The following is a 23,273-nucleotide window of genomic DNA, read 5'->3' as shown; positions in this document are numbered from 1 at the left end:
AAAAATATTAAAAAACTCTATGATAGCGATGCTTGCAGTTTTTGCAGTATCTTGTAATGTTGATGACGTGGAAGATAGACCAGTAGTCGTTGGAATTGACGCACCGATTTTAACTGCTCCTGAAGAAGGAAATGCGTATGTTTTAAATTCTGATACTCCAGACGTTCTTGCTGAAAGATTTATGTGGTCAGCAGCGAATTTTGGTACAGGGATTGTTCCTCAATATGATATTGAAATTGACAACGCAGGAGAGAATTTTGACACGCCATCTGTGATTGGTGCAACAGCGGGAGCAACTCAATTTGCGGCTTCACACAATGTTTTAAATGCTGCATTATTAGCGTTGGGAGCAACTCCTGAAGTATCAGCTAATTTTGAAGTAAGAGTAAAAGCTTATGTTGGATCTCAAGTTTTATATAGTGATGCAGTAGAGATGATAATCACTCCTTATGAAGGTTTTGTTCCATTACAACATTTATACGTGGTAGGGACTGCAACAGAATTTGGATATAACAATAATGCGGGAAACACTCCAATGTTTAGAGATGCATCAAATGAGTCATTATTTCATTTGAGAGCTTATTTTAATGAAGGAGAACTAAAATTATTAGGATCAATTGGAGCTTGGGAGCCACAATACGGTACAAATGACGGAACAACATTGGCGGATAGCTCAAATGGAGATCCGGGTGCAATTACGGTTGCCACTGCAGGATATTATGATCTTACAGTAAATTTAGAAGAGATGACTTTTTCATTAGTAGCATTTGATGCGACTGCAGCTCCATCTTATACAACAATGGGGATTATTGGAAATTCAACTCCAGGATCTTGGGATACGGACACAGATATGACAAATAGTACATTAAATCCTCATATTTGGAAGGTTACACAGATAGTTCTTACTCCTGAAGAAGCTAAATTTAGAACAAATGATGATTGGGCTGAAAACTGGGGTGGTGGACCAGCTACGCAAGGTGTAGCTCAATTCAATTCAAGCGGAAATATTCCAGTTGCAGAAGCTGGATCTTATAATGTTTGGTTTAACGACTTAGATCAAAGATATATTTTTATTAAGCAATAAATAATTTCATTAAGGGCTGTCGTAAAAGGCAGCCCTTTTTTAATACGAAGTCTATGAAAAAAATTACACTATTTTTTTTACTTCTAATCGGTTTCTCGGCTTTAGCACAAACGGTAACCATTCCTTCGCCTGCATTGGCAAACGGGCCGGTAACCATAAATTTTAATAAGGCAGGAACCCCATTGGCAGGTTATACGGGTATCATTTACGCCCATATTGGCCTTACGGTAAATGGCGCCCAATGGCAAAATGTGAAAGGAACTTGGAACAATAATGCCACGCAGCCGGCATTGACTTTAGTTTCAGGAACAACTTACAAATTAGATCTTACCCCAGATTTATACACTTCTTTTGGAGTTCCAACCACAAGCACGATTACTCAAATTTGTGTTGTTTTTAGAGCCGCAACGGGAAGTCCGCAATCGGCAGATACTTTTTTAAACGTAGGCGCCTTTCAATTGAACTTGGTTTCACCAGGGCAAAACAGTACCACAATTTTGGCTTCAGGAGGCAATTTAAACGTTACTGCAAATAACACCGGCGGAAATGCGAATTACGTTCTGAAAGCAAATGGAACAACGATCAACACCGCTACAACGGCAAGCTATACTTACAATCATACCAATATTACTTCCAACCAAAATTACGTTCTTGAAGTAACACAAGGAACTTCCACCTTGACCAAAAGTTTTGCTGTGGTTGTAAATCCGGGAGCATTAAGTCAAGCTTTGCCTGCCGGGATGAAAGACGGAATTAATTACAATCAAGCCGATCCGACAAAATCGACTTTGGTATTAAATGCACCAAACAAAGATTTTGTGTATGTGGCCGGAAGTTTTAATAATTACAATCCAACTTCCGCTTATGCGATGAAAAAGGATCCGGCAACCGGAAAATTTTGGTTGGAATTGACAGAATTAACTTCAGGAACTTTTTATAATTACCAATATTGGGTAGGCGACCAAACTAATCTTCCTGCAAATTCACCTGCTTTAGTGAAAACAGCCGATCCATTTTCAACATTGGTGTTGAGTCCGTTTGATGATCCAGAAATTCAGACCTTAGGAGTTTATCCAAATTTGCCTGCTTATCCTGCGGGGCAAGAAAGAGAAGTTACGGTATTGCAAACCGGTCCAAATGCGCATTACAATTATACTTGGAGTGATGCGACACTAAATTTTGTGAAGCCCGCTAAAAAAGATTTAGTGATTTATGAGGTTTTAGTTCGGGATTTTGACGCCAACAGAACCTACCAAAATTTAATTGACAGAATTGATTATTTTAAAAATCTGAAGATAAATGCAGTCCAATTAATGCCGGTAATGGAATTTGAGGGCAATGAAAGCTGGGGTTACAACACCGCTTATCACATGGCATTGGATAAAAGATATGGAACGGAAGCAAAACTTAAAGAATTTATCGATTTATGCCACCAAAACGGTATTGCGGTTATTCTTGACGTGGCTTTAAATCACGTTTTCAGCCGTTCGCCTTTAGAAAGAATGTGGATGCTCGATCCAGACAACGACGGTTGGGGTAACGGAATTACAGCTGAAAATCCTTATGGAAATCAATCAGCAATGCATTCGTATAATGTTGGAACTGATTTGAATCACTTCAACGCAAACAATATGACGCAGTATTATTCTGAAAGAACGATTCAGCATTGGATGCAGGAATTTAAAATTGACGGTTTCCGTTGGGATTTGACAAAAGGTTTTACTCAAAATTGTCCAGGCGGTTCCAATCAAGAAACCTGTACCAATGCGTACCAAGCTGATCGCGTTTTAAAATTGAAACAATACGCAGATATGCAATGGGCAATCGACCCAAATTTTTATGTGATTTTTGAACATTTGGGCAACGGAGGTTCGTACACTGAAGAAGTGGAATGGGCAAATTATAGAAAAACAGGTGACGCAGACGGAATTTCAAAAGGAATATTGCTTTGGAGAAAAATGACCGATGCTTATGCTAATTTTTTAAAAGGAAACAGCACCAATTTATCTGGAGTTGCTGATGGGACCAATATGTTCATCGGTTATGCAGAAAGCCACGACGAGGAAAGAGTAATGTATAAAGCGATGACAGAAACAGGCCAGACACAAAATATTCTGGTAAAAGCACAAAAAAGAATGTCGGCAATGGGAGCGGTACATTTATTAGTTCCGGGTCCAAAGATGATTTACCATTTTGGAGATTTGGGTTACGAAAGTTCGATTTTTACCTGCAATAACGGAACGGTAAACAATCAAAATGATGCCATTGCCGGAGATTGTAAATTAGATACCAAACCGCAACCGCAATGGACAGGAAACTGGCTTGCGAACACGGCAAGAAAGAAAATTTATGACGACTGGGCAAAAATGATTGAGTTGAAAAGAACGCAAAATGTTTTCAAAAACGGGCAACATACTTGGGTAAATACCACTGGGAAAACGCGCCTAAATGTATTTACAAGCACCGCCCAAACCACGGAGTTGAGTTATGTGATTGTAATGACAAACGCTACCAACGCCACAACAAATGATGCCGGAAACTTTCCCTTTACAGGAACTTGGTACAATTTAATGGATGGAACCCCGCTTGTCGTGACTAGCACAAACCAAGCAGTTTCAATTGAAGCAGACGGTTTCAGGGTTTATGGAAACAGACAGGCAGTTTTGAATACCGTTGATTTCAATCTTGCAAAAATAGCACTGTATCCAAATCCTTCAAGAGGAATTTTCAACATCAGTACAAATACGAAGAAAGTTTCGATTTATTCCATCGCCGGACAATTGGTCAAAGAATTTAAAGGAGATTTTGATTCTAATTACCAATATGAAATCGAAAGTTTAAACCAAGGAATGTACATCGTAAAGGTGATTGACGATCAAGATCGTGAAGCAACGCTAAAATTGATGAAACAATAAAGTTTGGAGTTAGTTATTCTTTTTTTAAAATGCCTTTTCTGATTGTTCAGAAAGGCATTTTTATTTATGTTAATTTCTTAAAAATGTGTATAGGAAATCATAATTCCTGCAATTACATTTGTACTATGAAATTCGACTATAAAAAAACAGGAATCAAGATTCTGAAAATTACAGGAATCACTATCGGAAGCATTCTTTTACTACTGTTTTTGATACCAATGCTTTTTCCAGGAACTATTGCCGAGCAGGTTAAAACGCTGGCAAATAAAAAATTAGACGGAGAACTAGAGTTTAAAGAATCAAATCTTTCGTTTTTTCGACATTTTCCTTCGTTGACCGTTTCGTTAGATGATTTGGTGTTGAAAGGTTCGGCTCCTTATAAAAAGGATACCTTGGTTTCTGCCAAAGAAATTGGTTTCGGAATCAACTTAAAGAATTTGATTTTTGATGGAGTCGTAAATATTGATGAAATTTTTGTTTCAGACGGATTGATTAATGTCAAAGTCAATGAAAAAGGGCAGGCCAATTACAACGTTTATATTTCTGATGAGAAAGAAGTTGCTACAGATTCAACAGAAACGGCAATCCATCTTGAAAGAATTGATATTAAAAATGTGAGGCTGAAATACAATGATATTTCGGCTAAAATTAATATCGATGCCAAAGGATTTAATTATGTGGGTAAAGGAAATCTTGACCAGTCAATTTTTGACCTGTATACCGAAGCTAAAATCGCATCGCTCGATTTTACTTTTGACGGAGAAACCTACTTAAAAAATAAAGAAGTTGACGCTGATTTAATTACCAAAATCAATACAAATTCATTGGCTTTTGTGTTTCAGCAAAACGATTTGAAGATTAATAAACTGCCCATAAGTTTCATCGGAAAGATGAATTTCTTGAGAGACGGGTATGATGTCAATTTAAAAATAGAATCCAATAACAGCCGGTTGAACGACGTTTTTACGGCATTGCCACCAAAATATGTAACTTGGCTAGAAAAAACAAAAGTAAAAGGAAGAACCGATCTGCTCTTGACTTTTAAAGGAAATTACAATGCTTCCTTGAATAAAAAACCCGATTTGGCTTTCGCAATGAACATTCGCGAAGGCTCGATTGCCTATAGCGATTCTCCATTTGTGACTTCTAATATTTCCTTAAAATTTAAAACGGTTTTACCGTCTTTAGATACAGAAAATCTGATTGTTGATTTAGATACGTTGCATTTTAATATTGGCGAAGATTATCTGAGTGCCAAAATAAATTCTAAAGGTCTCAAGAACATGGCTCTTTTTGCCGACTTGAAATCAAAATTAGATTTGTCAAAATTGTCCAGATCTGTTGGTATTGACGGTCTTGATTTTAAAGGAAACTTGACTGCTTCCGTTAAGGCGAAAGGCGAGTATAATGCTGAAAAGAAATTGTTTCCGGTAACCGCGGGTGTCATAAACCTGCAAAACGGAGAAGTGAAAACTGAATATTATCCAAATCCAATTACCGATATAAAATTTATCGGTGCGATTAAAAATGAAACCGGAAAATTTAAAGATGTTGATATTCAGCTGAATCCTGCTTCATTTGTTTTTGAAGGAAAACCAGTTTTTGTCAAGGCAATTTTGTCCAATTTTGAAGATGTAAATTATGATGTTGTTGCCAAAGGCGAACTCGATATTTCAAGAATCTACAAGGTTTTTAAACAAGATGGTTTGGATGTTACCGGTTATGCCAAAGCAGATTTGTCATTAAAAGGAAAACAAAGTTACGCGACAAACGGGCAATACTCAAAATTGCAAAACAAAGGAAGTTTGGCGTTAATAGATATAAGAACAACATCAGAATTGTTTCCGAAACCGTTTTTGATCAAGCAAGGCCTGTTCACTTTCAATCAAGATAAGATGAATTTTGACCAATTTACGGCCAATTATGGCAAGTCCGATTTTGCCTTAAAAGGACATCTGCAAAACGTGATTAATTTCTTTTTGGAGAAAAATGCAACCTTAAAAGGAAACTTTGTTATTGACGCCGATAACATTTTAGCCGATGAATTTATGGCGGAAACGTCAACGGCAACCGGAAAACCAAATGACAAGTCAGATGTAGCAAAAGAGAATCCAAAATCTTCGGGAGTCATTTTACTTCCTACAAATTTGAATGTTTCACTTTTGGCTAATGCTAAAAATGTGGAATACGATGGCTTGAAATTGAAAAATGTTTTAGGAAATGTGGCGGTCAGAAACGGAAAACTTTTGTTTGAAAAAATCAACTTTGACATTATTGATTGCAATGTGGGGATCAATGGCTTTTATGATGATTTGAATCCAAAAGAAGCCACTTTTGACATTCGTTTTGTAGCTAAAAATTTCAACGTAAAAAGAGCGTATAAAGAAATTAAAATGTTCCGGGAATTGCCTTCGGCTGCGGAAAAAGCCGAAGGTATTATTTCTTTAGATTATACGGTAAAAGGAAATTTGAACCAAGGAATGCAACCAATTTACCCTTCATTGGAAGGAAATGGCGTTGTTTCGCTTAGTAAAATAAAAGTAAACGGATTGAAACTTTTTGGACAATTAAGCAAAGATACCGACTTTGAATCCCTTGATAATCCTGATTTGAGCAAGGTTGATATTAAATCTTCAATCAAAAATAATATCATCAGCATTGAAGAAACCAAGATGAAAATCGCATTGTTCCGACTTCGCTTAAAAGGAGAAACGAGCTTTGACGGACAGCTTGACTTGAGAATTCGTGTCGGTTTGCCACCGTTAGGCTTGATCGGAATTCCAGTAGTGGTTACAGGAACTTCGGAAGCGCCAAAAATCAAAGTTTTCAGTAAAACGGGTGATGAAATCGAAGAAACAAAATACAAGAAAAATTAAAGCAAAGTCTTTTTGAGGCCTTCACCGATATTTCGCCACAAGAAATTATAAAATGATTTCTCCGGAATTCTTTCGAGTTCGACTTCGGCTTCCACGAGTTTTTCGTCAGAGTCATTTTTTACAAATAAATTACCAACCGCAGTGAGAAGTTTGTTCTTTTTCTGCGGTTTGTTTTTTCTGAAAATCGTAACTTTTATGTCGTCATATTTTATCGCAAAATCGCCTTTTGAAGTCTTGTCGTTTCCGGTAAAATTGAAATAAACTTCGTTGAGCATTCCGTCCACGGCCACATTCATATACGGTTTTGTAAACGGCTTTAGCTGATTTGCCGGAAATTTCAAAATACTTCCTTCGATGTTAAAACCATCATTTTTGTCTAATATATTCAGTTTCCAAGTTACTTTCATCGGCGAAACATTCATAAATTGGCAATTGACATTGATTGTCATATCCGGAAGTTTTTTCTGTCCATAACCCGAATTGATGTCGGTCACAAACATATTAAATTTATTGAAAGACAATAATCCGGCCCCTTTTTCAAAAGTTTTTTCTTCTTCATATTCTAACGTAGATTCGCGTATGGCCAGCGTATCCACGTGAAGCGGAAATTTTAATTCCCGAAGCAGTTTGTTGTAAAGCGGTTTTTTTGATAAATCATCCGCAGGCATTTTTGGCCGGTAGATATTCGCGAAAACTTTCTCGAAAAAAATATTCGTGGAATTAAAATAGAATTTGTCATCCTTAAAACCCCAATCCATATTATTGATGCGAATTTCATCCGCGTTTACCGTGAAAATATCTTTTTCCTTCGGAATTCTGCGCACAAATTCAGGCCGGTTGTATTCTGGAATTAAGTTGAAATCCGCAATCTTCAAATCCTTTTTATCTGAGTGGATTTTATTGGCGGTAATGTGGTAAAATTCGCTGGCACGATAATAAATGCTGTCGCAGTCCAGCTTAAAATCACGGTAGGTAAACGGAATTTTTTCTTCTAAAGTAGAATCGTCCAAAACCAGTCCGTCCAATTGCATTGAAAGATTGTGAACTAACAATGAAGCTTTGTTGGTCTTGGTAGAAATAATCTCAAGACTCGCGTTAAATAAATAAATATCTGAAACAGAAATCGTGTTCTTAAACGGAGCGACCACTTTATCAGTAATGCTTTTTGGATTGTTCAGTGCCCTTTCATCCGCTTTAAACAAGATAATTTCGGGTTTATTTATCGAAATTTTAGAAGCTTTAATTCTATCGCTAAACAAAATCGACCAAGCGCTGATATTCTCCACATTGATACTGACAATATTGGCGTAAATTCCTGATTTTATATCTTTTTTCTCTAACGATTTTTTAGGAACCAAAGTAATTCCTTTGATGGTCGCGCTTCCATCCAGCAAGGTGACATCAAGCGATTTGTAAGTGATTTGGTAAGGCGAATCATTATTTTCGTTAATCACGATTGGCAGTCTTTTTTTGATCCAAAAGTTCAGCCCGATGTTTGCGACAAACACCAAACCAATTAAGGCTATTATTCCGATCAAGACTTTTTTCCACCAAACCATCGCATTTATTTTAAGATTTTCATATTAAATATAAATATAAAAATCACGACTTTATCGGAAGTACTACTTTATTATAAGAATATTAAGATTTTGGAAGCGTTGGTTTTGGGAAAGTATATAAAACAAAAAACCCGAATATTTCTATTCGGGTTTTGTGGTACCTCCAGGGATCGAACCAGGGACACATGGATTTTCAGTCCATTGCTCTACCATCTGAGCTAAGGTACCGTTACAATTTTTAGTAGTAACTACTTGTTCATTGCGGGTGCAAATATAGGATGTTTTTTAGTTTCTCCAAAACAATTTTAAAAAAAAATCAATTTGTATCTTCGCAAAATCAAATTATACTATATGCTTTTAGCAATCGATGTGGGGAATACCAGAATTAAAAGTGCTGTCTTTGAGAACAATATCATTTTAGAACAGTCTGTTTTTTTAAAAAACGAGCTCGAAAAAAAAATTAAAAATATTTTAAAAAATTTTCCAAAAGTGACGAATTTAGTGGTTGCTTCGGTCGGAAATCTCGAAAAAGACGTTTTTTTAAAGCTGGATAAAAACTTAAAAGTGGATTTTATCACGCACGAAAATCAGTTTCCTTTTAAAAATAGGTATGCAACACCAAAAACGTTAGGGATTGACCGGATGGTTTTGGCCAGTGGCGCTACGTTGCAATTTAAAAACCAAAACAGGCTGGTGATTGATGCGGGAACGTGCATTACGTATGATTTTATCAATGACAACGATGAATATCTTGGCGGAGCCATTTCTCCCGGCTTGCGCCTGCGATATGAAGCGTTGCATAATTTTACGGCAAAATTGCCGTTATTGGCATTAGAAAACCCTGAGAATTTCATTGGCAATTCTACTGCTGAATCCATTCATTCTGGAGTAGTTAACGGTGTTTTAAATGAAATTGACGGCTTCATTGCGGAGTACAAACAGATTTATCCAAAATTTACGATAATTTTAACTGGCGGCGACGCTGTTTTTTTGGCTAAACGATTAAAAAATACCATATTTGCCAATTCAAATTTCCTTTTGGAAAGTTTGAACCATTTATTTCAATACAAAATCAACAATGATTAAAAAAATTATAGTAAGCTTTGGTTTGCTTTTTTCAGCAGCATCTCTAGCACAAGAAGGAACGGCATCGCCATATTCGTATTATGGAATTGGAGATGTGCGATTTAAAGGAACTGCAGAAAACAGAGCCATGGGAGGTATAGGGATTCTTAATGATAGTATCCATGTTAATCTTCAAAATCCAGCAGCTTATTCCGCATTAAAACTGACAACATTATCTGTTGGGGCTACTCACAGTATGACAAGTTTAAAAACAAGTGAGGCTAAAGGTGACGCTTCAAGAACGACTTTAGATTATTTTGCACTGGCTTTTCCAGCAGGAAAATTGGGTGTAGGTTTTGGTTTGATGCCTTATTCTTCTGTTGGTTATACCGTGAATTCTCCGTCAACTTCGCCCACTACGCCAAATCGATATTATACTGGAGAAGGTGGTTTAAACAAAGTTTTTCTTGGTGCAGGATATCAAATTACATCAAAATTTAGCTTGGGAATTGATGCCAATTATAACTTTGGAAACGTAGAAACCAAAGGATTACGTGCGTATCCAGATGTTTATTTAGGAACAAGAGAATTAAACACGTCTGATTTTAGTGGTTTTAATGTGAATTTAGGACTTATTTTTAATACGAAAATAGGAAAGAAGCAAGAATTTCTTGCAAGTGCCACATACACACCAGAAAGTAATTTGAAATCACAAAATACCAGAAAAATTGCTACTTTTTTGGGTAATGAAATAATTGATGTTGAAGTTGATATTCCTGTTGACGATACTGAAATTAAGATGCCAAGCAAGTTTGCTTTTGGTGCAGGTTTTGGAGAAAAATCAAAATGGTTTGTTGGTGGAGAAGTGACTATGCAAGAAACAAGCGGTTTTGGAAACCGATATAATGATATTACAAATGTAACCTATGAAGATGCTACAAGATATTCTATCGGAGGTTATTACATTCCAAATTACAGGTCATTTACAAGTTATTTTAAAAGGATAACCTACAGAGCTGGTTTGAAATATGAAAATACGGGTCTGGTAGTTGGAGGAACAGCTATCAAAGATTATGGAGTGACAATGGGACTTGGGTTGCCAGTTGGTAATGCGTTTTCTAGTATTAATCTTGGATTTGAATACGGAAGAAGAGGAACTACGTTCGATGGTTTGATTAAAGAAAATTATACAAACGTGTTTTTAAGCCTTTCGTTAAGCGACAAATGGTTTGTAAAAAGAAAATATGAATAAAAACAAAAATTTTTGCGTTAAGATTGCTTGCTTTTTAATGGTCTTTTTGAGTTTTAATACTGCTTCTCAAGCACAAAATTCAGAATGTAAAGACAAGCTAGTGGCTTTTGAAGAGTTTGCGAAAACAAACAACTTTGATGATTCAACTTACGAGCCTTGGCTTGACTTGAAGAAAAAGTGCGCCAAATTTGACGAATCAATTTACTTGATCGGGGAAAATATCTTAAAGCAGAAAATTTATAAAGCCAATGCTTCAGAGGCTAAAAACGGAATTATAAATGAACTTGCTTCTCTTTATGACGAGCATGATAAAAATTTTCCAAATAATAATAAAGGAAATAAATTGAACAAAGCACTTTTGCTTTATGAAAATAAAGTAGGATCTGAGGTTGAAATTTATTCTTTTTTAGACAAAGCTTTTAAAACAGATTACGTTCAGTTTAAGAGTCCAAATGCATTAAATATTTATTCAGAACTGCTTGTTAATCAATATAATTCTGGGGATAAAGGAATTTCTTCTGAAGATGCTTTGCAAAAACTAGATTTAATTGCAGAAAAAACCCAAATTGAATCTAAAGCAATCGAGCAAGCGATAAGCGGTTTGGTTTTAAAAGCAAAAACAGTAACCTTGATAGCTGAAGAACAAAGAACTGTCGATAATGCAAATATAAGTTTAGAGCAACTTTCTTTGGTTTCAGAAAATCTTACCGGAAGAATAAATGCGATTGCCAACTGCGAAGTGCTTTCTTCTTTTTATGAAAAGAATTTTGATAAAAATAAAGACAATGCTTTGTGGTTAGAAAGAGCAGCAGATCGTTTGGTTGATAAAAAATGCAAATCTGATTTGTATGTAAAAATTTCAGAAAGATTTCATTCGGTCAGCCCTTCTTCAAAATCGGCTTACAATATGGCTGTAGTTTCTCGAAGTGCTAAAAACAATACTAAAGCGGCTGAATATTTTGCACAAGCTGCAGATCTTCAGGTAGATGTTACAAAAAAAGCAGAGTATTTTTATACATTGGCGACAACTTATGGCTACGCAAATAAAGCTAAAGCAAGAGAAGCGGCTTTAAAAGCATTAGAATTGAAACCTTCAATGGGGAAAGCGCATACTTATATCGCACAACTTTATGCAAACAGCAGCAATGATTGTGGTGAAAATGGTTTTGAAAGCAAAGCAGTTTTTTGGCTTGCTGCCGAAAGTGCCAAAAAAGCGGGAGTTGTTGAGCCAAAATATAAAAAATCAGCAGATGATTTGGCTGAAAGTTTTATGAAAAAAGCACCTTCAAAAAAAGAAATTGCAGATGCTAAAAGAAAATCGGGGCAGTCAATCGCATTAAAATGTTGGATTAACGAGACGGTAAGTATTCCAAAAATATAATATGATTTCAAAAAATAAATTTATAGCAAACTTTCTTTTCCTAGCTATTATTGGGATTTTGGTTTCTTGTGAAAGTAATTTCAAAGAAGTACAAAAAATCAATATGGCAAATTTTGCTCCTATTGGTGAAGCGGATACTATAAATTTAAAATATACAGATTCAGGGAAAATTAAAGCAATTTTAGTTGCCCCAAAAATGTTTGACTTTGGCAATGCTTCTTTTCCTTATAACGAATTTCCACAAGGAATCGATGTGACTCTTTATGACGGAAACGAAAAGAAAAGTTTTATCCGATCTGATTATGCGATTACTTACAAAAGAACAAGTATTGTCGATTTGCAAGGAAATGTGAAAATTACTTCAGAAGATGGGAAAATTCTGGAAACAACACAATTATATTACGACCAAAAGAGAGAATGGTTTTTTACTGAAAAAAAATGCAAACTTACTTTAGGTCCTGGAAATATTTTTTACACTAAAGGTTTTGACGCAAGTCGCGACTTTAAAGATATAAACGGACAGGCCTTCTTTGGAGAAGGTGAAACAGGCGAACTTTAAAATTTATAATACAAAAAAATGGCTTACTTAAAATACATTCAATATTTTTACTTGATTGCAGCAGCGCTTTTTGCTGTGGACGGATTTTTAAATTTAAATGCTACAGAAAGAAATCCTTGGATTAGTTTTTTCTTTGCTGCAATTGCACTTTTTATGTTTTTCTTCCGAAGAAAATTTGCAAAAAAAATGGAAAACCAAAATAAAAACTCGAAAAGATAACTGAGTAATTAAGAGCTATTTTGCTAAACATTTGAAGCATATCTAAAAAAATCTTCATCTTTATTCGAAAATATAAGTTTACTGCTTTTATTATTAAATAGATAATCGTATTTTCGCCCACTGAATTTAAAAATTAACAATAAAAAAATGGCAGTTTTATCAAAAATTAGACAACGTTCATTACTTCTTATAGTTGTTATCGGGTTTTGCTTACTTGCATTTATAGTAGGTGACCTTATCAGCAGCGGTGGTTTTAACCAAACTTCAAAGTATGTTGGAAGCATTAACGGAAAAGATATTTCTTACGAAGACTTTAGAGCTAAAGTAGATGCGGCAGAAAGAAGTGGACAAGGAATAACTTCGATCCAAGCTGTTAACAGAGTTTGGGATCAAGAGGTTTCAATCGCTTTGTTGCAAGAGCAATTTGAAAAACTAGGAATCAGAGTTGGTGAAAACCAAATCATGGATATCATGAAACAAAGCCAAGATATTGGTCAAAATCCTCAGTTTCAAAATGCAGCTGGTCAATTTGATGCGCAAAAATTCAAAGATTTTTTTCAATCTAATCCAGAGTTAGCAGCTTCATTGGTTGAGAGAGAGAGCCAAGCAGAACTTTCTGCAAAATACATGATTTACAGCACAATGATCAAAGCTGGATTTGTTACAACTGAAGCTGATGGAAAATTTCAGTATGAGTTAGAGGCAAACAAAGTTACTTTTGATTATGTTGCTTTTCCATTCACTAATATCAAAGACAGTGAAGTTCCAGTTTCTGATGATGAAATTGTGGCTTACATGAGAAAAGACGAGAAAAAATACAAAGCTGACGAAACTCGCGAACTAGAATTTATTGTAATTGAAGATAAACCGTCTCAAGCTGACGAAGCTGAAGTTCAAAAAAACATTACAGTTTTAGTTGATTCTTTAAAAATGACTTCAAGAAATCAAGAATTTGTAGATGCAAATTCTGATATAAAATATGATTCAACTTATATAACGAAAAAAAATCTTCCAATTCAATTTGCGGATCAATTGTACAATTTGCCAGCAGGAGAAGTTTTCGGACCTTATCTTTTAAACGGATATTACGCAATCAGCAAATCTCTTGGAAAAAGAGCTGGAGCTAGCGCAAAAGCAAGTCATATTTTAATTGGATACCAAGGTGGAAAAATTCCTAATCCAGCAATTACAAGAACTAAAGAAGAAGCACAAGCAAAAGCAAATGATTTATTAGCTCAAATTCAAGCTAATCCAGCTGTTTTTGAATCCTTAGTTGCGACTAATTCTGATGATTCTGGTTCTGCTCAAAACAGAGGAGAATATGATAACATCATGCCAGGACAAATGGTAAAACCGTTTGATGATTTTGTTTTCAACAGACCAATCGGTTCATTGGGAGTTGTTGAAACTGAATTTGGTTACCACATTATTAAAGTAACTGACAAGCAAGATGCTGTTCGTTTGGCTACAATTGCACAAATTATTGAGCCTTCTGAGCAAACAAGTGATGAGATTTTTGCAAAAGCAAATAAATTAGAAGCAGAAGCGGCTGAGAAAGATTTGACAACAGTTGCAAAAACAATGGGATTGACAGTACAACCAACGGCTAATGTAAAAGCGTTAGACGAAAATGTAGGTCAATACCAAAACCAAAGAGCGGTAATTCGTTGGGCTTTTGACAAGAAAACGGACGTTGGTGAAGTGAAAAGATTCAATGTGCCAAACGGTAACTTGATTGTTAAATTGAAAAAGGTAAATGAAGAAGGTTTAATGGCGGTTTCAGATGCTAGACCAATGATTGAGCCAATTTTGAAAAACAAAAAGAAAACAGAGAAAATCAAAGCGATCATGACGGGTTCAACTTTAGAAGAAGCAGCTAAAGCTGCTAAAGTTTCAGTTGCTACAGTAACAGATCTTACTTTGCAATCTCCAAATCTTGCAGGGTTTGGTTCAGAGCCAAAAGTTGTTGGAACTGCTTTTGCAACTGCTCCAAACAAAGTTTCAGGAATTATCGAAGGTAAATCAGCCGTTTACAAAGTGAAAACAAAAACAGTTGTTGTAGCTCCAAAATTAGCAAACCACACTGAATATGTGGCTAAATTAAAGGCCCAAAGCGCTGCTGCTGCAGGTCAAATGATTCCAGCATTGAAAGAAAATGCTAAAATTGAAGACAACAGATTAGATTTCGGATATTAATATTCAGATCTTTTAGATATAAAAAAATCCCGATTGTGAAATCGGGATTTTTTTGTTTTAGTCTATTTTAAAGAATCATTTCTTCGTAAGTCAAGATGGTTTCAAACCCCTTTTGTTTAAAATACTCCTTCGGATTTTCTTCAGAAAGAACCATTACAAAGTCGCCACCCCAAGCGCCAAGACTTTTTACCGTTCCGTTAAAATCGTTAAAATATTTTTGTTTCACAGTTTCCATTTCTAAAACGGCGCTCATAATAGCTTCGTGTTTTTCTATGGCTTTAGAAAAAACAGGGAAATTATTGGTTTCTATAGTAAGCTTCGTTATTGTTTCAATTTCGGAAACTACTTCTGAAATATCCTGCTGCCTGTTTAAATATTTTTCAATCGAAGCCTTGCTGCTTTGTTTTTTATTAAGGTACACAAAATAGATGTTTTCAGTAAATGAAGGCTTAAAATCTACTCTTTCCACGATTGGCGCGCTGTTTTGCAATTGAAACGTGATTGGAAAATCATTTTGGGCATTTGCAATATCATAACCGCTGCCACCAAAAGTATTTTTTAAAATGGTATACGGATTGATTTCTAACCATTGTGCCACATTATTAATCAAAGTCGAAGAAGTTCCCAATCCCCAAAATTTAGGAAAAGTCAATTCTGTCTTGATTTTATATCCTTCAGAATCTGTTATAAAGCTTGGATTTTGAAGATAGGCTTCGTGTAAAATTTCAATCAATGTGGTTTTGGCTTTGTCATCTTCAAAAGCCTCTTTGTTTATGATGCTTTTGAAAGTAAGTATTCCCTCAAACCAAATGCTTCCGTCTTTGTCAAAACTTTTCCAATTGATTTCCTGATTTTCGCCTTGACTTACGATTAAATTCTGTCCAAATTTTGTGGGCAGGGCAAAAGCTTTTACGCCATTTAAAACCAGATATTCTCCGGTAATCAAAAGTTTTCCGTTGCTGTAAAATGTTTTTTCCAAAAGAAATTAAAGTTTTACTTTTCTTAAATCCTGCACAAATTCCACTACTGCAGCGTGCGAAACGGTATTGTCTTTAAAATGATTTAAAATCAAGATCCGTTCTGCGTCAGAGGCTTCCAGCTGATTGATGATGTTTCCCAAGTGCATTTTCATGTGGCCTTGCTGTATTCCGTTTGTGGTCAAGGAACGCAAAGCGGCAAAGTTTTGTGCCAAACCGGCAACTGCCACAATTTCCATTAATTCTTTTGCCGAAGGATTTTCAAGCATCTGCAAGGCTAATTTTACCAAAGGATGCAGGCTCGTCAAGCCGCCGACAGTTCCTAATGCCAAAGGAATTTCGATCCAAAATGAAAAAATTCCGTTTTCAATTTTGGCGTGGGAGAGACTAGAGTAGCTTCCGTTTTTTGAAGCATAAGCGTGGATGCCGGCTTCTACAGCGCGAAAGTCATTTCCGGTTGCAAGAACTACGGCGTCGATTCCGTTCATGATTCCTTTGTTGTGCGTTACTGCGCGGTAGGGCTCGACTGTTGCAATTTGCACCGCTCTCACAAACTTTTCCGCGAAATCATGTGGATTCGAAATATTTTTATCCCCCAACTCTTCTACTTTGCAAGAAACTTCTGCTCTCACAAGGCAATTCGGAACATAATTTGACAAAATGCTCATCACCACTTGAAGGCCTTTTTCTTCTGCTGAAAAAGCTTCAAAAGTTGCGGCTTCTGATTTTAAAGTTTTGGCAAACTGCTCTAAACAAGAGTTGATAAAATTGGCTCCCATCGAATCTTTTGTGTCAAAAGTCGCATGGAGCTGGTAGTAATTTTCAAGCAGGTGGGTTTTATTATTTAAAACAATGTCTAAAATACCGCCACCGCGTTTCTGCATATTTTTAGTGATGCTTTCAGTTTCGGTAAAAAAAGTAGATTTCTTTTCCGTAAAAAACTGCTCTAATTTTAAGGCGTCGCCTTTGTATATAAAATGAACCTGGCCAATTTTTTCTGTATTCAAAACAGTAGCTTTGAAACCGCCTCTTTTTGACCAAAATTTTGCGGCATTTGCCGCCGCCGCTACCACAGAACTTTCTTCAATGACCATCGGGATCGTCTTGAATTTTCCGTTGATCAAAAAATTGGGAGCAATGCCTAAAGGCAGATAGAAATTGGTAATGGTATTTTCAATAAAATCGTCGTGTAGTTTTTGAAGCTTTACGTCTGAATTCCAATAGTTTTTGATGGTGGAAATGGCTTCTTCCGGATTTGAAAAATATTCTTTTGCAATCCAGTTAATCTTTTCTTCTTTGGATAATTTTGAAAATCCAGCAATAGCGTTGTCCATTATTTATCGATTAAATCTTGAAATAGTGATGCAAAGATACGGTTTCAAGTGGTTGCGACTATTTAAAATTGATGTGATTTAGATAAAATTCCTTTTAATTTATTGGTAATGTTTATTTAATTTTTGCCTTTCGATTTTAAATTAATATGCAATGTTGTTAATTGATTTGAGATTTAATAGTAATAACTTTTTCTCAAAATTGCATTTAACACAATAGATAGTGGCTAATTGCAAATTTTTCACTAAAATTGAGGCTTTATTTACCTTTACAAAATATGATGAATTCACGCAAGATAACCGCACTGCTATTATTCTTTTGCATTTCGGTTTTTGGACAGCAAAAAATGGCACTGGAAGAAATTTGGGGTGGCGCTTTTAGAGCAGAAGGAATGGACAAACTACAGTCTTTAAAAAACACCAATCAATACACTGTTCTTAACTTTGACAGGGCTTCCCGAAGTATGCAAATGGATTTATACGATTATGCAACGTTAAAAAAAGTATCCACATTGATTGATACAAAAAGCCATAAAAATCTTCCTATGATTGACAGTTATACTTTCAATTCAAAAGAAAACTCGATTTTGATAGCTTGTGAGTCAGAGCAGATTTTCCGCCATTCTTTTGTGGCAAACTATTATTTATATGACATTTCTACGAAGCAATTAACCAAATTATTTGATTTCAAAGTTCAGGAGCCTACTTTTTCGCCTGACGGAACTCAAATTGCTTATGCCAAAGACAATAATTTATACGTCTATAACCTTCAAGCAAAAACTACGAAGCAAATTACCACTGACGGAAAGAAAAATGCAATCATTAACGGAATTACGGATTGGGTTTATGAAGAAGAATTCGCTTTTGTAAAAGCCTTTGACTGGAATGCTTCCAGCGATAAAATTGCTTTTATTCGTTTTGATGAGTCTGATGTTCCTGAATTTTCAATGGATATCTACAATCAAGGTTTGTACCCAACGCAACAGGTTTTTAAATATCCAAAAGCGGGCGAAAAAAACGCAATCGTTTCACTGCATATTTATGATGTCAAAGGAAATGCTACAAAAAAAATAAATCTTGGAAATTACCATGATTTTTATATCCCAAGAATGAAATGGACCAATGACGCTAATGTGTTGAGCGCTCAAGTCATTAACAGGCATCAAAATAATTTGGATTTGCTTTTCATTGATGGAAATTCTGGAACTGCAAAAGTCGTTTTGAATGAAAAAGACAAAGCGTATGTGGATATCACGGACAATTTGACTTTCTTGAAAGACAACAGTTTTATCTGGACAAGCGAAAAAGACGGTTTCAATCATATTTATCATTATGATAAATCCGGAAAACTGAAAAACCAAGTGACAAAAGGGAACTGGGAAGTGACCGATTATTATGGCTTAGACGAAAAAAACCAAACGATTTTTTACCAATCGGTAGAAAATGGTTCGATCAACAGAGATATTTATTCGGTGAAGTTGAACGGAACCGGGAAGAAACGGCTTTCAACACAAACCGGAACGAACGGAGCAACTTTCAGCCCAAATTTTGAATATTACATCAATACCTATTCTAGCGCAACTATGCCTGCGATATATTCTTTGAACAATGCAAAAACCGGCAAAGAAGTGCAATCGATCAAAAAGAACGAAGCGCTGCTTTCCAAGCTGCAAAAATATGACCTGCCTTCAAAAGAATTCTTTGAACTGACTACTGAAAAAGGACACAAATTAAATGCTTGGATGATCAAGCCGAAAGATTTTGACGCTTCAAAAAAATACCCGGTCTTGATGTTTCAATATTCTGGACCAGGTTCGCAGCAAGTGGCCAATAAATGGATCGATACGAATGATTTGTGGTACATGATGCTTTCGCAGCAAGGTTATATTGTGGCTTGCGTTGACGGAAGGGGAACTGGTTTTAAAGGCGCCGCTTTCAAAAAAGCAACCTACAAAGATTTAGGAAAACTGGAAGTGGAAGACCAAATAGATGCGGCAAAAATACTTGGGAACTACAAATATGTCGACAATTCTCGAATCGGAATCTGGGGATGGAGCTATGGCGGATTCATGTCGTCAAACTGTATCTTAAAAGGAAATGATGTTTTTAAAATGGCAATTGCAGTGGCGCCTGTAACGAATTGGCGTTTTTATGATTCCGTTTATACCGAAAGGTTTTTGCAGACTCCTGCAGAAAACGCAGCGGGTTATGATGAAAATTCTCCGATAAATCACGTAAGCAAATTAAAAGGAAAATACCTATTGATCCACGGAACGTCTGACGATAATGTTCACGTTCAAAACACCATGTTGATGGTGGAAGCTTTGGTCCAGGCGAACAAACAATTTGATTGGGCGATTTATCCGGATAAAAACCACGGCATCTATGGCGGAAAGACAAGATTGCAACTGTATACAAAAATGACAAACTTCATTAAAGATAATTTATAATTCAGAATAACCCTCAATATACATACTATGAATCAAAACGAAGGAATGCTCGAGCCACATTTGGACAAATTAGGAGCAAGTAACAAAACAGTTTTTGGGCATCCAGCTGCCTTATTTGTATTGTTTTTTACAGAAATGTGGGAAAGGTTTAGCTACTACGGAATGCGAGCGTTACTGACCGTTTTCTTAATTTCAGAAATTAGTAAAGGGGGCTGGGGTTGGTCAAATGCTGAAGCTATGGGCCTTTATGGTTGGTACACGAGTTTGGTTTATGCCACGCCATTAATTGGAGGAATGATTGCAGACAAACTTACGGGGTTTAGGAAAGCGATTCTTATAGGTGCTTTCTTGATGACTTTGGGACACGCTTCGATGGCGCTTGAAGGATTTGACGCTAACTTTTTTTATGTAGGTTTAGGATTAATGATTCTTGGAAACGGAATGTTTAAACCCAATATTTCTTCGATGGTGGGTCAATTATATCCAGATACAAGTTCTAAAAAAGATGCCGGATACACAATTTTCTATATGGGAATTAATGCAGGTGCGTTTTTAGGTTCTTTGTTATGTGGTTATTTAGGAGAAAAAATCGGATGGCATTATGGTTTCGGATTAGCAGGAGTATTTATGTTTTTTGGAATGTTGCAGTTTTATTTTGGCCAAAAAATATTTGGCGTTATCGGAAACAAACCTTTAACAACAGAAGAAAAATCAAAACAAGTTGTGGATAAAGACGAGGAGGTAATTCCTCCCAATGTTGTAAAAGATAGATTATTCGTAGTTTCAGTACTGATGATTGCAAGTATTTTCTTCTTCTTGGCTTTTGAACAGGCTGGAGGATCTTTAAGTATTTTTGCAAAAGATTACACCCAAAGAGTTTTAGAAGGAAATGCCGCCACATCCTTTAAATGGATAGACGCCTTGCTGACTTTGTTTCCCATTGTTGTTGTGACAATTGTATTATTGGCTCTGGCTAAAAAAATATTCAAGCAATATCCTTTGACTATTATTTTTACATTATTGTCTTTTGCATCCATTGCAGCTTTAGGTTTCTGGAAAATAGAAAGAGAATTTACTTCTTTAGAAACGGAAGTTACGGTTTCTTGGTTCCAAATCTTAAATGCCTTTTTCATTGTGATGTTTGCTTCGGCGTTCAGTAAGCTTTGGGAAAAATACTGGAATCCATCAGGACCGATAAAATTTGCAATGGGACTATTCTTAGTAGGATTTAGTTTTATTGTAGTTGCTTATGGTGCTTCAGGCATTCCTCAAGGCGCAGCGGCGGGAGCAGTTCGCGTAAGCATGCTTTGGTTGATCTTGGCCTATTTCTTTCAAACAATGGGAGAATTGTGTTTGTCGCCTGTGGGACTTTCGTATGTAAGTAAGCTTTCTCCAAAAAAATTATTGGGATTGATCTTTGGTTTCTGGTTCTTGGCTTCAGCTATTTCAAACAAAATTGCAGGAGTAATGGGCGGAATGATTGATGAAATTTCAGCCAAATATTCACTTTCTACGTTCTTTTTGGTTATAGCAATCATGCCAATAGCGGTAGCTTTAATTTTGGTATTAATGAACCCGATGTTGAAGAAAAAAATGCACGGTATCAATTAAAAATTGCTAACAATAACAAAATCCCTTTTTTAAACAAAAGGGATTTTGTCATTTAAGGATGATTCCAATTTAAAAATAAGCGGTAAATATTCTAATAAATTAGTTTAATTTGCACCTGTTAATTATGAAAAAACTATGTCAGAAAATAAAATCTCTCTTTTCTCAACAATAAAATCGTTCAACAAAAATTTTTGGATTGCCAGCTTCATGGAGCTTATGGAACGTTGGGCTTGGTACGGAATCTATACACTTTTAGGACTCTATTTGGTAGGGTCAACTGATACAGGTGGTTTAGGTTTTGATCACGTGCAGAAAGGAAATATTATGGGGAATATTGTAGGTATTCTTTATTTTCTTCCTTTGATTTTTGGGGTAATTGCCGACCGTATTGGGTATAAGATATCATTAACAATCTCTTATATCATCATGCTTTCGGGGTATTATTTGTTAGGAGAAGTAAATACTTATTGGAGTGTTTATATGGTTTTTTTACTGGTTGCGGTAGGTGCTGCCTTTTTTAAACCGGTGGCATCGGCGATTGTTGCCCGAAATACAGACGAAACTACCGGAACAATGGGTTTTGGTATTTTTTATATGATGGTAAATATTGGTGGATTTATTGGTCCGGCAATGTCATCTGGCTTAAGAACTACCTATGGCTGGAAGATCATATTCATTCAGGCCGCAATTGTAATTGGTATCAACCTGATCATTCTATTGCTGTTTTATAAAGAACCAAAGGTGGAAAAACCTAAAAATTCAATAGGTGAAGCGATTAAAGAAGCTGTTTTAGGAATTTTTGAAGCCCTTAAAGACATTCGTTTAGGCGTGCTGTTATTGCTTATGATCGGTTTCTGGACGATGTTCAATCAGTTATTCAATACCCTGCCTAACTTTATAGAAGACTGGGTAAACTCTTCGGTATTAAGCAACTGGTTAAATGAAAATATGCCTTCTTTGGGAGGTCTGTTAACACAGGATGGCCAAGTAAAACCAGAATGGTTTACAAATATCGACTCCTTAATGATTATTCTTTTTCAGATCATGGTCTCCTTTTTTGTTATTAAAATGCGCCATATCAACGCTGTAATTCGTGGTGCTGTAATTGCAACAATTGGTATTGGATTAACATTTTATTCTGGCAGTGTTTGGTTTACCATTATTGGAACCATGATTTTTGCTGTTGGAGAAATGATGTCTAGCCCAACCGTATCTTCATTTATTGCTTTAATTACCCCTAAAGGAAAAGAAGGATTGTACCAAGGAACTTACTTTTTGCCAGTAGCGGCGAGTTATTTTGTAACAAGTTTTATATCAGGCAGTTTGTATCAATCTTGGTCTGATAAATTATCCTTGCTTAAAAAAGAAATGACAGGCAGAAATATAGCGATGCCAGAAGTTGTAACAAAAGAACAGTTTATAGAAGAAGGTTCAAAAACATTCAACATGTCTATTTCCGGCTTTGAAAAACAATTCCATTTAAAAGCAGAAATAATTGATTGGAATCTTGTAAAACAATCATTTTCTGATTTTGCAACTTCTAAAAATATCGATGTCACTCAAGTGCATTTTCCTTTTTCTAAAAACGAATATTTTGCTTTGGCAGAACAAAAATTAGGAATGAGCCATTGGGACATGACCCATATGCTTTGGGAAATCTATAGCCCAAACAAAATCTGGTTTGTAATTGTGGGTATCGGTATATTTTCGGTCGTATCTTTAGCCATTTATGACAAAGTGATTATCAAGCCGCTTGAAAAACGTACTAAAAACTAAAATAGTTCTAAATAAAATTTTT

General features: G+C 35.8%; 15 protein-coding genes and 1 tRNA gene. 12 read left to right on the top strand and 4 right to left on the bottom strand.

Annotation, left to right across the window (positions count from 1 at the left end):
* Nucleotides 1-19: 19 nt before the first annotated feature.
* From EG849_RS02745 to EG849_RS02735, 3 genes are all read left to right on the top strand, one after another.
* Nucleotides 20-1,084: a SusE domain-containing protein gene (locus EG849_RS02745; protein WP_158611908.1), complete on the top strand. Its 1,065-nt coding sequence runs from the start codon at nt 20-22 to the stop codon at nt 1,082-1,084.
* A 53-nt stretch (nt 1,085-1,137) separates the two neighbouring features.
* On the top strand, nt 1,138-3,999 hold the full coding sequence (locus EG849_RS02740) for an alpha-amylase family glycosyl hydrolase (protein WP_125011552.1): 2,862 nt from the start codon (nt 1,138-1,140) through the stop codon (nt 3,997-3,999).
* Nucleotides 4,000-4,124: 125 nt separating this feature from the next.
* Nucleotides 4,125-6,875, top strand: coding sequence for an AsmA-like C-terminal region-containing protein (locus EG849_RS02735; RefSeq protein WP_125011551.1), 2,751 nt, complete (start codon nt 4,125-4,127; stop codon nt 6,873-6,875).
* On the opposite strand, the gene EG849_RS02730 is transcribed toward EG849_RS02735, so the two are convergent.
* Nucleotides 6,872-8,434, bottom strand: a complete 1,563-nt coding sequence (locus tag EG849_RS02730; RefSeq protein WP_125011550.1) for a hypothetical protein — start codon at nt 8,432-8,434, stop codon at nt 6,872-6,874. The genes EG849_RS02735 and EG849_RS02730 overlap by 4 nt on opposite strands.
* 155 nt (nt 8,435-8,589) lie before the next feature.
* Nucleotides 8,590-8,662: transfer RNA gene (locus EG849_RS02725), tRNA-Phe, on the bottom strand.
* 123 nt (nt 8,663-8,785) lie between these two features.
* On the opposite strand from EG849_RS02725, the gene EG849_RS02720 reads away from it, so the two are divergent.
* From EG849_RS02720 to EG849_RS02695, 6 genes are all read left to right on the top strand, one after another.
* Complete coding sequence (locus tag EG849_RS02720) at nt 8,786-9,520, top strand: type III pantothenate kinase (RefSeq protein WP_125011549.1); 735 nt, start codon at nt 8,786-8,788, stop codon at nt 9,518-9,520.
* A complete protein-coding gene (locus tag EG849_RS02715; protein WP_125011548.1) occupies nt 9,513-10,751 on the top strand; it encodes a hypothetical protein in 1,239 nt (412 codons plus the stop codon). Before EG849_RS02720 ends, EG849_RS02715 begins: the two co-directional genes overlap by 8 nt.
* A 46-nt stretch (nt 10,752-10,797) precedes the next feature.
* Nucleotides 10,798-12,132, top strand: coding sequence for a tetratricopeptide repeat protein (locus EG849_RS02710; RefSeq protein WP_125011547.1), 1,335 nt, complete (start codon nt 10,798-10,800; stop codon nt 12,130-12,132).
* A gap of 1 nt (nt 12,133) precedes the next feature.
* The gene (gene lptC, locus EG849_RS02705) at nt 12,134-12,691 is read left to right on the top strand and encodes an LPS export ABC transporter periplasmic protein LptC (protein WP_125011546.1); all 558 of its coding nucleotides are present in this window, start codon (nt 12,134-12,136) and stop codon (nt 12,689-12,691) included.
* A gap of 18 nt (nt 12,692-12,709) precedes the next feature.
* Nucleotides 12,710-12,910: a hypothetical protein gene (locus tag EG849_RS02700; protein ID WP_125011545.1), complete on the top strand. Its 201-nt coding sequence runs from the start codon at nt 12,710-12,712 to the stop codon at nt 12,908-12,910.
* Nucleotides 12,911-13,057: 147 nt separating this feature from the next.
* Nucleotides 13,058-15,106: a peptidylprolyl isomerase gene (locus EG849_RS02695; protein WP_125011544.1), complete on the top strand. Its 2,049-nt coding sequence runs from the start codon at nt 13,058-13,060 to the stop codon at nt 15,104-15,106.
* Nucleotides 15,107-15,173: 67 nt separating this feature from the next.
* On the opposite strand, the gene EG849_RS02690 is transcribed toward EG849_RS02695, so the two are convergent.
* A complete protein-coding gene (locus EG849_RS02690; protein WP_125011543.1) occupies nt 15,174-16,085 on the bottom strand; it encodes a GYDIA family GHMP kinase in 912 nt (303 codons plus the stop codon).
* 6 nt (nt 16,086-16,091) lie between these two features.
* Complete coding sequence (locus tag EG849_RS02685) at nt 16,092-17,417, bottom strand: hydroxymethylglutaryl-CoA reductase, degradative (protein ID WP_125011542.1); 1,326 nt, start codon at nt 17,415-17,417, stop codon at nt 16,092-16,094.
* Nucleotides 17,418-17,695: 278 nt separating this feature from the next.
* Here EG849_RS02685 and EG849_RS02680 point away from each other — a divergent pair, with 278 nt between their 5' ends.
* From EG849_RS02680 to EG849_RS02670, 3 genes are all read left to right on the top strand, one after another.
* Entirely contained in the window at nt 17,696-19,864 is a 2,169-nt protein-coding gene (locus EG849_RS02680; RefSeq protein WP_125011662.1) for a S9 family peptidase, read from the top strand.
* A 27-nt stretch (nt 19,865-19,891) separates the two neighbouring features.
* Nucleotides 19,892-21,475 carry a peptide MFS transporter gene (locus EG849_RS02675; protein WP_125011541.1) on the top strand — a complete coding sequence of 528 codons (1,584 nt, stop codon included), beginning with the start codon at nt 19,892-19,894 and terminating at the stop codon, nt 21,473-21,475.
* A 135-nt stretch (nt 21,476-21,610) separates the two neighbouring features.
* Complete coding sequence (locus EG849_RS02670; protein ID WP_125011540.1) at nt 21,611-23,251, top strand: MFS transporter; 1,641 nt, start codon at nt 21,611-21,613, stop codon at nt 23,249-23,251.
* Nucleotides 23,252-23,273: the final 22 nt, after the last annotated feature.

The organism is Flavobacterium macacae, assembly GCF_003865365.1.
Taxonomy (GTDB): Bacteria; Bacteroidota; Bacteroidia; order Flavobacteriales; family Flavobacteriaceae; genus Flavobacterium; species Flavobacterium macacae.
This window is presented reverse-complemented; position numbering and strand designations above follow the sequence as displayed.

What these genes read in the sequence shown, in the direction of transcription:
- EG849_RS02745 (WP_158611908.1), top strand. Translation starts at nt 20, where the DNA reads ATGATAGCGATGCTTGCAGTTTTTGCAGTATCTTGTAATGTTGATGAC.
- EG849_RS02740 (WP_125011552.1), top strand. Translation starts at nt 1,138, where the DNA reads ATGAAAAAAATTACACTATTTTTTTTACTTCTAATCGGTTTCTCGGCT.
- EG849_RS02735 (WP_125011551.1), top strand. Translation starts at nt 4,125, where the DNA reads ATGAAATTCGACTATAAAAAAACAGGAATCAAGATTCTGAAAATTACA.
- EG849_RS02730 (WP_125011550.1), bottom strand. Translation starts at nt 8,434, where the DNA reads ATGGTTTGGTGGAAAAAAGTCTTGATCGGAATAATAGCCTTAATTGGT.
- EG849_RS02720 (WP_125011549.1), top strand. Translation starts at nt 8,786, where the DNA reads ATGCTTTTAGCAATCGATGTGGGGAATACCAGAATTAAAAGTGCTGTC.
- EG849_RS02715 (WP_125011548.1), top strand. Translation starts at nt 9,513, where the DNA reads ATGATTAAAAAAATTATAGTAAGCTTTGGTTTGCTTTTTTCAGCAGCA.
- lptC (WP_125011546.1), top strand. Translation starts at nt 12,134, where the DNA reads ATGATTTCAAAAAATAAATTTATAGCAAACTTTCTTTTCCTAGCTATT.
- EG849_RS02700 (WP_125011545.1), top strand. Translation starts at nt 12,710, where the DNA reads ATGGCTTACTTAAAATACATTCAATATTTTTACTTGATTGCAGCAGCG.
- EG849_RS02695 (WP_125011544.1), top strand. Translation starts at nt 13,058, where the DNA reads ATGGCAGTTTTATCAAAAATTAGACAACGTTCATTACTTCTTATAGTT.
- EG849_RS02685 (WP_125011542.1), bottom strand. Translation starts at nt 17,417, where the DNA reads ATGGACAACGCTATTGCTGGATTTTCAAAATTATCCAAAGAAGAAAAG.
- EG849_RS02680 (WP_125011662.1), top strand. Translation starts at nt 17,696, where the DNA reads ATGAATTCACGCAAGATAACCGCACTGCTATTATTCTTTTGCATTTCG.
- EG849_RS02675 (WP_125011541.1), top strand. Translation starts at nt 19,892, where the DNA reads ATGAATCAAAACGAAGGAATGCTCGAGCCACATTTGGACAAATTAGGA.
- EG849_RS02670 (WP_125011540.1), top strand. Translation starts at nt 21,611, where the DNA reads ATGTCAGAAAATAAAATCTCTCTTTTCTCAACAATAAAATCGTTCAAC.